Here is a 5,816-nt window from a genome sequence, read left to right as displayed (position 1 = left end):
GTCATCTACTACAACGCGGGCACCTGGTCGGTCTACTTCGATGGCACCGCCCACGGCCTCACCACCGCCAACCAGGACCTGGACGCCTTCGATGTCCCGTAGCGAACAGGCCGGGCGGGGCCCGGTTCTGGTCAGGACCGGCGAATCCGCACCAGGACGGTGGTTCCCTCTCCGACGGCGGACGTGATGGAGAGGGACCCCTCCGTCATCTGCACCGTGTCGCGCATGATCCGCAGTCCCAGGTGCCCGCCGGGGGCCGCCGCCGCCGGGTCGAAGCCACGACCGTTGTCCCGGATCGACAGGCTCGTCGTCACAGCGTCCCCGGTGATGACGAGGTCGACGACGGAGGCGCGGGAATGCTTGACGACGTTGGCGAGGGCCTCCCTGGCGACGCGGTACAGCACGGCGATCCGGTCCTTGTCTGACGGGACATCCGGCGACAACTCGGAGTGCACGACAATGCCGGTATCGGCCACGTGGTCAAGAAGGCGCCGGAGCGCCTCGTTGAGACCGAGGCGCTCCAGGTCCGGCGGATACAGTTCGGTGGTGATGGCGCGCAGGGTACGCAGATTCCGCAGGAGGATCCCACGGGCCTGCCCGGTGAGCGCGCGCCGCTCACTCGCACCATGCCTCTCCTCCGCTTCCAGGGCGTACGACAGGCCGGCGAGGTCCTGGATCACCTCGTCGTGGAGCTCCCGGGCGATTCTTCTTCTTTCGAAGTCGGACGCGACGATGGCGTGTTGTACCAGGCGCCTTCGGGATGTCTGGCCGGCCTGGATCCGGCGGGCAAGTCCGATCGCAGGAAGGAGCTGCGCCATCTGCAGCAGGACGAGCGAGACTACGAGCACCGGGAGCACGTCCAGCATCAGCCGGGATTGGGCGTTCTGAACGGCCTCATCGTCAAAATACGCCTCGAAGATGACCGGCCATCCCGCGGCATCCGTTGCGCGGACGTTGATCTCGACCAGCTCGCCTGCCGCCGCCTCGTTCACGGTGTCCAGGCCGTTCGGCTGGCCGAGCCAGGCGTGTTCCCGCCCCCCGGAGAGGAGGTCGGGGCTCCACGCCGGGAGGGGATACGTGTCGCCGATCAGGTCCGCACTGTCCGAATACAGGATCTTCCCGTCGCCGCTCCAGATCTTGACCCGCACCAGGGAGCCGTCTGCCATCCACGGCCTGACCCCGGAATCCACACGACTGATCGCCGATGCGTCTCCGGCCCGGACGTCTCTGTCCAGGAGCGGGCCCACCGTGAAATCGGCGAGTTGATGAGTGCGCAGTATGGCTTCGGCGAGGGCACGCTGCTCGGCCTGGCCGTGGATCCAGGCGTACACCGGAATCAGGACGGCAACGAGTGTGATCACACCGATGGCGAGGAAACGCAGGACGGCGCTCCGCACCTCCGATGAATCAGCGGCCCCACCCCGGTCGCGGAGCCATCCCCGGTCGCGTGCGTCGCGGCGATGACGGATCTTAGCCATCGTCGCATGCTGGACTACGCATGCTCCCGCACCTCCAGGAGGCCCAGTTTCGTCGCGTTGACCACGGCCTGAAGCTGCGAGTGCGCGTCGAGCTTGGCGAGAATCGACTTCACATAGCCGCGGCAGGTGTTTTCGGAGATTCCGAGGATCTGGGCGTTGACCCGAACCTCAGTGCCCTCGGCCATCAGGGCGAGTACGTCCAGCTCGCGACGTGTGAGCGACGTTGACGGCTGTTCCAGGATCCGGGACTGCCGTTGGGTGCTGAGCTGAACCATGAGGGAGGGGTGTAGCGAGAAGGAGCCGATCCGCGCGTGACGGATCGTGTCGACGAGCCCGGCGAGGGACCCATCCTTGGGGAGGAAGGCGCACACGCCGAGCGCCGCCGCCTGCTCGATCACCTCCGGGCTGGGATCGCCGGTGAGCATCACAATCCGGGTCGACGGCCGCTGGGCGAGGATGAGTGCGACGGCGGCGAGTCCGCTGCCGTCCGTCAGGTGGTAATCGAGGACGATGAGATCGGGCTGGAGCTCCCGGCTCAACTCGACGGCTCTTCGTGCGCTCTGGGCTGTCCCAACCGTGCAGAGATCCGGTTCCCGGTTGAGCGCGCCTGCGAGCAGCTCGGTGAACGTGGTGTGGTCGTCGGCGAGCAGGATGCGAATCATTGTTCCCCCGGGTCGGTCGCTGCCCTGTCGGGAACTGGACTACCTGCGTGATCAGGTGATCATCATGGCCTCACCTGGCCGGTTCGTCCATGCGTCGCGATACCCCCGTTCGGGACGAACCGGGCGCCCGTCGAGCACTCAGGCCAGCGGCCCCGTGACGGATGCCGCGGCATCCGCGACCGCGCCCGTCGCGACGATCTGAACGACGGCTTCGATCTCGGGGGAGAGGAAGCGGTCGTGCCCCGGACCCTCGGCAACGGTGCGGACGAGGTCGCGCACGGCGCCGGTCGCGGCCCCCGGCATGAGCGGCGCGCGCAGGTCGAGCGACCGGGCGGCAGTCATGATCTCGATCGCGAGCACCCGCTCGAGACCGTCGAGGGAGCGGCGGAGCTTGCGGGCTGCGGCCCACCCCATCGAGACGTGGTCCTCCTGCATCGCCGAGGACGGGATCGAGTCGACAGAGGCCGGCACGGCGAGGCGCTTGAGCTCCGAGACGATCCCGGCGGCGGTGTACTGCGCGATCATCAGGCCGGAGTCGACGCCGACCTCGTGCGCGAGGAACGGCGGCAGGCCCTTGTTACGGTGCGCGTCGAGGTGACGGTCGGTGCGGCGCTCGCTCATGCTCGCGACGTCCGCGGCGGCGATCGCGAGGAAGTCGAGCACGTAGCCGACCGGGGCGCCGTGGAAGTTGCCGTTGGACATCACCCGGCCGTCGAGGGTGACCACCGGGTTGTCGACCGCGCTCGCGAGTTCGCGCCCGGCGATCAGGGCGGCGTGGTCTGCGGTGTCGCGGGCGGCGCCGTGCACCTGCGGGGAGCAGCGCAGCGAGTAGGCGTCCTGGACGGTGGGGTCCTCCGGGCCGGCGTGGAAGGCGAGCAGGGGGGAGCCCGCGAGGATCGCGCGGAGGTTGCCGGCGCTCGCGGCCTGGCCGAGCTGGGGCCGCAGCGCCTGCAGGTCGGCGGCGAAGGTCGCATCCGTGCCGAGCAGCGCCTCGACGCTCATCGCCGCGGCGATATCGGCGGTCGTGAGGAGTCGGCTCAGGTCGGTCAGGGCGAGGACGAGCATGCCGAGCATGCCGTCGGTGCCGTTGATCAGGGCGAGGCCTTCCTTCTCGGCGAGCACGACCGGGGTGATTCCGGCCGCGGCGAGGGCCTCCCCGCCGCCCATCAGTGTGCCGCTGGCGTCGCGCACCCGGCCCTCGCCCATCACCGCGAGGGCGCAGTGGGCGAGCGGGGCGAGGTCGCCCGAGCAACCGAGCGACCCGTATTCGTGCACGACCGGGGTGATGGCGGCGTTGAGCACGGCGGCATAGGCCTCGGCCGTCGCGGGGCGCACTCCGGTGCGTCCGGTCATCAGGGTCGAGAGCCGCAGCAGCATGAGCGAGCGCACGACCTCGCGTTCGACCTCCGGCCCGCTGCCGGCGGCGTGGGAGCGCACGAGGCTCGCCTGCAGCTGGGCGCGGCGGTCGCTCGTGATGAACGTCGACGCGAGCGCGCCGAAGCCGGTGGAGATGCCGTAGTGCGGATTCACGTCGCTCGCAAGCCCGTCGATGATGGCACGGTTTTCCGCAACGCCGGCGAGCGCGGCCGGATCGAGCACGATCCGCGCGTCGAGGCGGGCGACGGCGACGACGTCGGCGAACGAGACCGCGCCAGCTCCGACGGTGACCGTGGCTGTGGCTGTGGCTGTGATGCGTGTGGCGGTGGATGCTGCGGCCGGGTGGATGCCCGCGGTGACGGATTCTTCGGTGTGGCTCATGTTTCGATTGCACACCCTGCGCGGCCGCCAGGGGACACGGATACACTCGAATCTGTCCGGTATACCGGACATCTGGCGCACGAGGCCGGCAGGAAAGGGGCAACCGGATGGTGGTCACACCGAAGGTCCCTGCCGCCCGGAACACCCTGCGGCTGCTCTCCCACCTTGCCGCCCAGCGAGGTCCGGCCCGGGCGAGCGCGATCGCGACGGCCCTCGACCTGCCGCGGTCGACGGTGTACCAGCTGCTCGCCGTGCTCGTCGAGCAGGGTTTCGTCGTGCACCTCCCCGAGGAACGCCGCTACGGCCTCGGCGTCGCGGCCTTCGAGCTCAGCACCGGATTCTCCCGCCAGCAGCCGCTGTCCCACCTCGGCCGCCCCCTCGTCGCGCAGCTCGTCGACCGGCTCGGCGAGAGCGCGCACCTCGTCGTGCTGCACGGCCGGGACGTGGTCTACCTCGTCGAGGAGCGCGCGCCGCGGCGGCCCTCCCTCGTCACGGATGTCGGCGTCCGCCTCCCGAGCCACCTCACCGCGAGCGGGCGCGCGCTCCTCGCCGCGCTGCCCGCGGCCCAGCTGCGTGCGCTGTATCCGGACAAGGCGGCCTTCGCGCGTCGGCAGGGGGAGGGGCCGGGGCAGGGGCCGCGGAGCTCGTCCGAGCTGCGTGCGCTGCTGGCGACGGTGCGTGCCGACGGCTTCGCCCGCGAGGACGGGGAGATCACGCCGGGGATGGCATCCGTCGCCGTCGCAGTGCGGGACCACGCGGGCTGGCCCGCCGCCGGGATCGCCGTGACCTTCCCCCGCGAGCGGATCGCCGAAGACCTGTGGCCCGCGCTGGCCGCCGAGCTCGCCGGCACCGCCGCGGAACTCTCCCGCCGCATCCACGGCCGTCCGTGACATCCGCCTCAGTGCGCGAACAGGGCGATCAGCAGGGCAACGTAGACGACGACGAAGACGGCCGGTGTCACGAACCGCACCACGTTCACCCACGGCGCCGCCGACAGGATGCGCAGGGTCACGGCTGACGTGCTTCCCACGGCTCGCAGGTCGGCGATGACAGCGAGGGCCTCATTGGCTGCGTTGATCTGCACGAGGGCACCGAGGATCCCGGAGGCCAGGAGCACACCGGCCGCCGCGACCCGCACGCTCGGTGCGGCTTCGGCCAGGCCCAGGGACAGGAAACCCACCAGTGCCGTGAGCAGGAAGGTCGGGGCGACCTGGGACACGATGACGTGCCAGCGGGTCTTGATCCAGAGGTTGACGAGCTCGGATTCGGTCATGCGGGGCTCCACTCCGGTCGCCGCGGACGGGCGACCTGCGTCCATTCTCGCGCGGCGCATGCACCCGCGGGCCCACCGGTCGCAACTGCGGCCGCTGCCGACAACTGTGGCCGGTGCACGGGCACCAGTTGTCCGCATCGGTCACTCCAGGGAGCCCGTAGCGCAGCGGATGCCCGGCTCAGTACCAGCCGACGCTGACCGAATGCGCCCAGGCGCCGCAGGGCGTTCCGTAGACGGCGGCGATGTAGCCGAGGCCCCAGTCGACCTGGGTCGCGGCGTTCGTGCGCCAGTCGGAGCCGGCGGACGCCATCTTGCTTCCCGGTAGCGACTGGGGGATGCCGTACGCCCCGGAGCTCGCGTTGTAGGCGTCGGCCCGCCAGCCGGACTCCTTGTTCCAGAGCGACACCAGGCAGGTGTACTCGTTGCCGCCCCAGCCGCGCGCGCTGACCGCGCCCGCCGCGTACGCCCGGGCCGCAGCCGGAGACGACACGGTTGCGGTCGGGGGAGCCGTGGTCGAGCCCGCGCCTGAGGAGCCGGAACCGGAGGATCCGCTCGAGCCTGAGCCGCCCGACCCGCTCGCCGCCGCCGGTTGAGCGGCCGCCGCTGCCGCAGCGGCCGCAGCGGCCTGGGCCGCCGCGCTCGCCG

The 5,816-nt window shown here is 70.8% G+C and carries 6 protein-coding genes; 1 reads left to right on the top strand and 5 read right to left on the bottom strand.

From position 1 onward, the window contains the following. Positions 1-131 precede the first annotated feature (131 nt). The 3 genes from E3O46_RS02660 to hutH all read right to left on the bottom strand — a co-directional run bounded on the left by E3O46_RS02660 (position 132) and on the right by hutH (position 3,832). Positions 132-1,478, bottom strand: a complete 1,347-nt coding sequence (locus E3O46_RS02660) for a sensor histidine kinase (RefSeq protein ID WP_134561051.1) — start codon at positions 1,476-1,478, stop codon at positions 132-134. Positions 1,479-1,492: 14 nt separating this feature from the next. Beyond that, positions 1,493-2,140, bottom strand: a complete 648-nt coding sequence (locus tag E3O46_RS02655) for a response regulator (RefSeq protein WP_134560427.1) — start codon at positions 2,138-2,140, stop codon at positions 1,493-1,495. 138 nt (positions 2,141-2,278) lie between these two features. Beyond that, positions 2,279-3,832, bottom strand: a complete 1,554-nt coding sequence (hutH, locus tag E3O46_RS02650) for a histidine ammonia-lyase (RefSeq protein WP_241987324.1) — start codon at positions 3,830-3,832, stop codon at positions 2,279-2,281. A 173-nt stretch (positions 3,833-4,005) separates the two neighbouring features. Between hutH and E3O46_RS02645 the strand changes: the two genes are divergently transcribed. Beyond that, the gene (locus E3O46_RS02645; RefSeq protein WP_134560431.1) at positions 4,006-4,788 is read left to right on the top strand and encodes an IclR family transcriptional regulator; all 783 of its coding nucleotides are present in this window, start codon (positions 4,006-4,008) and stop codon (positions 4,786-4,788) included. Between the two features lie 8 nt (positions 4,789-4,796). Here the strand turns inward: E3O46_RS02645 and E3O46_RS02640 are convergent, their stop codons facing one another. Both E3O46_RS02640 and E3O46_RS18415 read right to left on the bottom strand, forming a co-directional pair. After that, entirely contained in the window at positions 4,797-5,171 is a 375-nt protein-coding gene (locus tag E3O46_RS02640; protein ID WP_134446264.1) for a hypothetical protein, read from the bottom strand. Positions 5,172-5,349: 178 nt separating this feature from the next. Further along, positions 5,350-5,816 (bottom strand): aggregation-promoting factor C-terminal-like domain-containing protein (locus tag E3O46_RS18415; protein ID WP_478213397.1); only part of this gene is annotated, 467 nt, incomplete at its 5' end.

Origin of the sequence: Cryobacterium glucosi, assembly GCF_004402235.1 — a bacterium.
Lineage (GTDB): Bacteria > Actinomycetota > Actinomycetes > Actinomycetales > Microbacteriaceae > Cryobacterium > Cryobacterium glucosi.
Note: the sequence above shows the minus strand (reverse complement) of the source record. Positions and strands in the feature narration are given on the sequence as shown.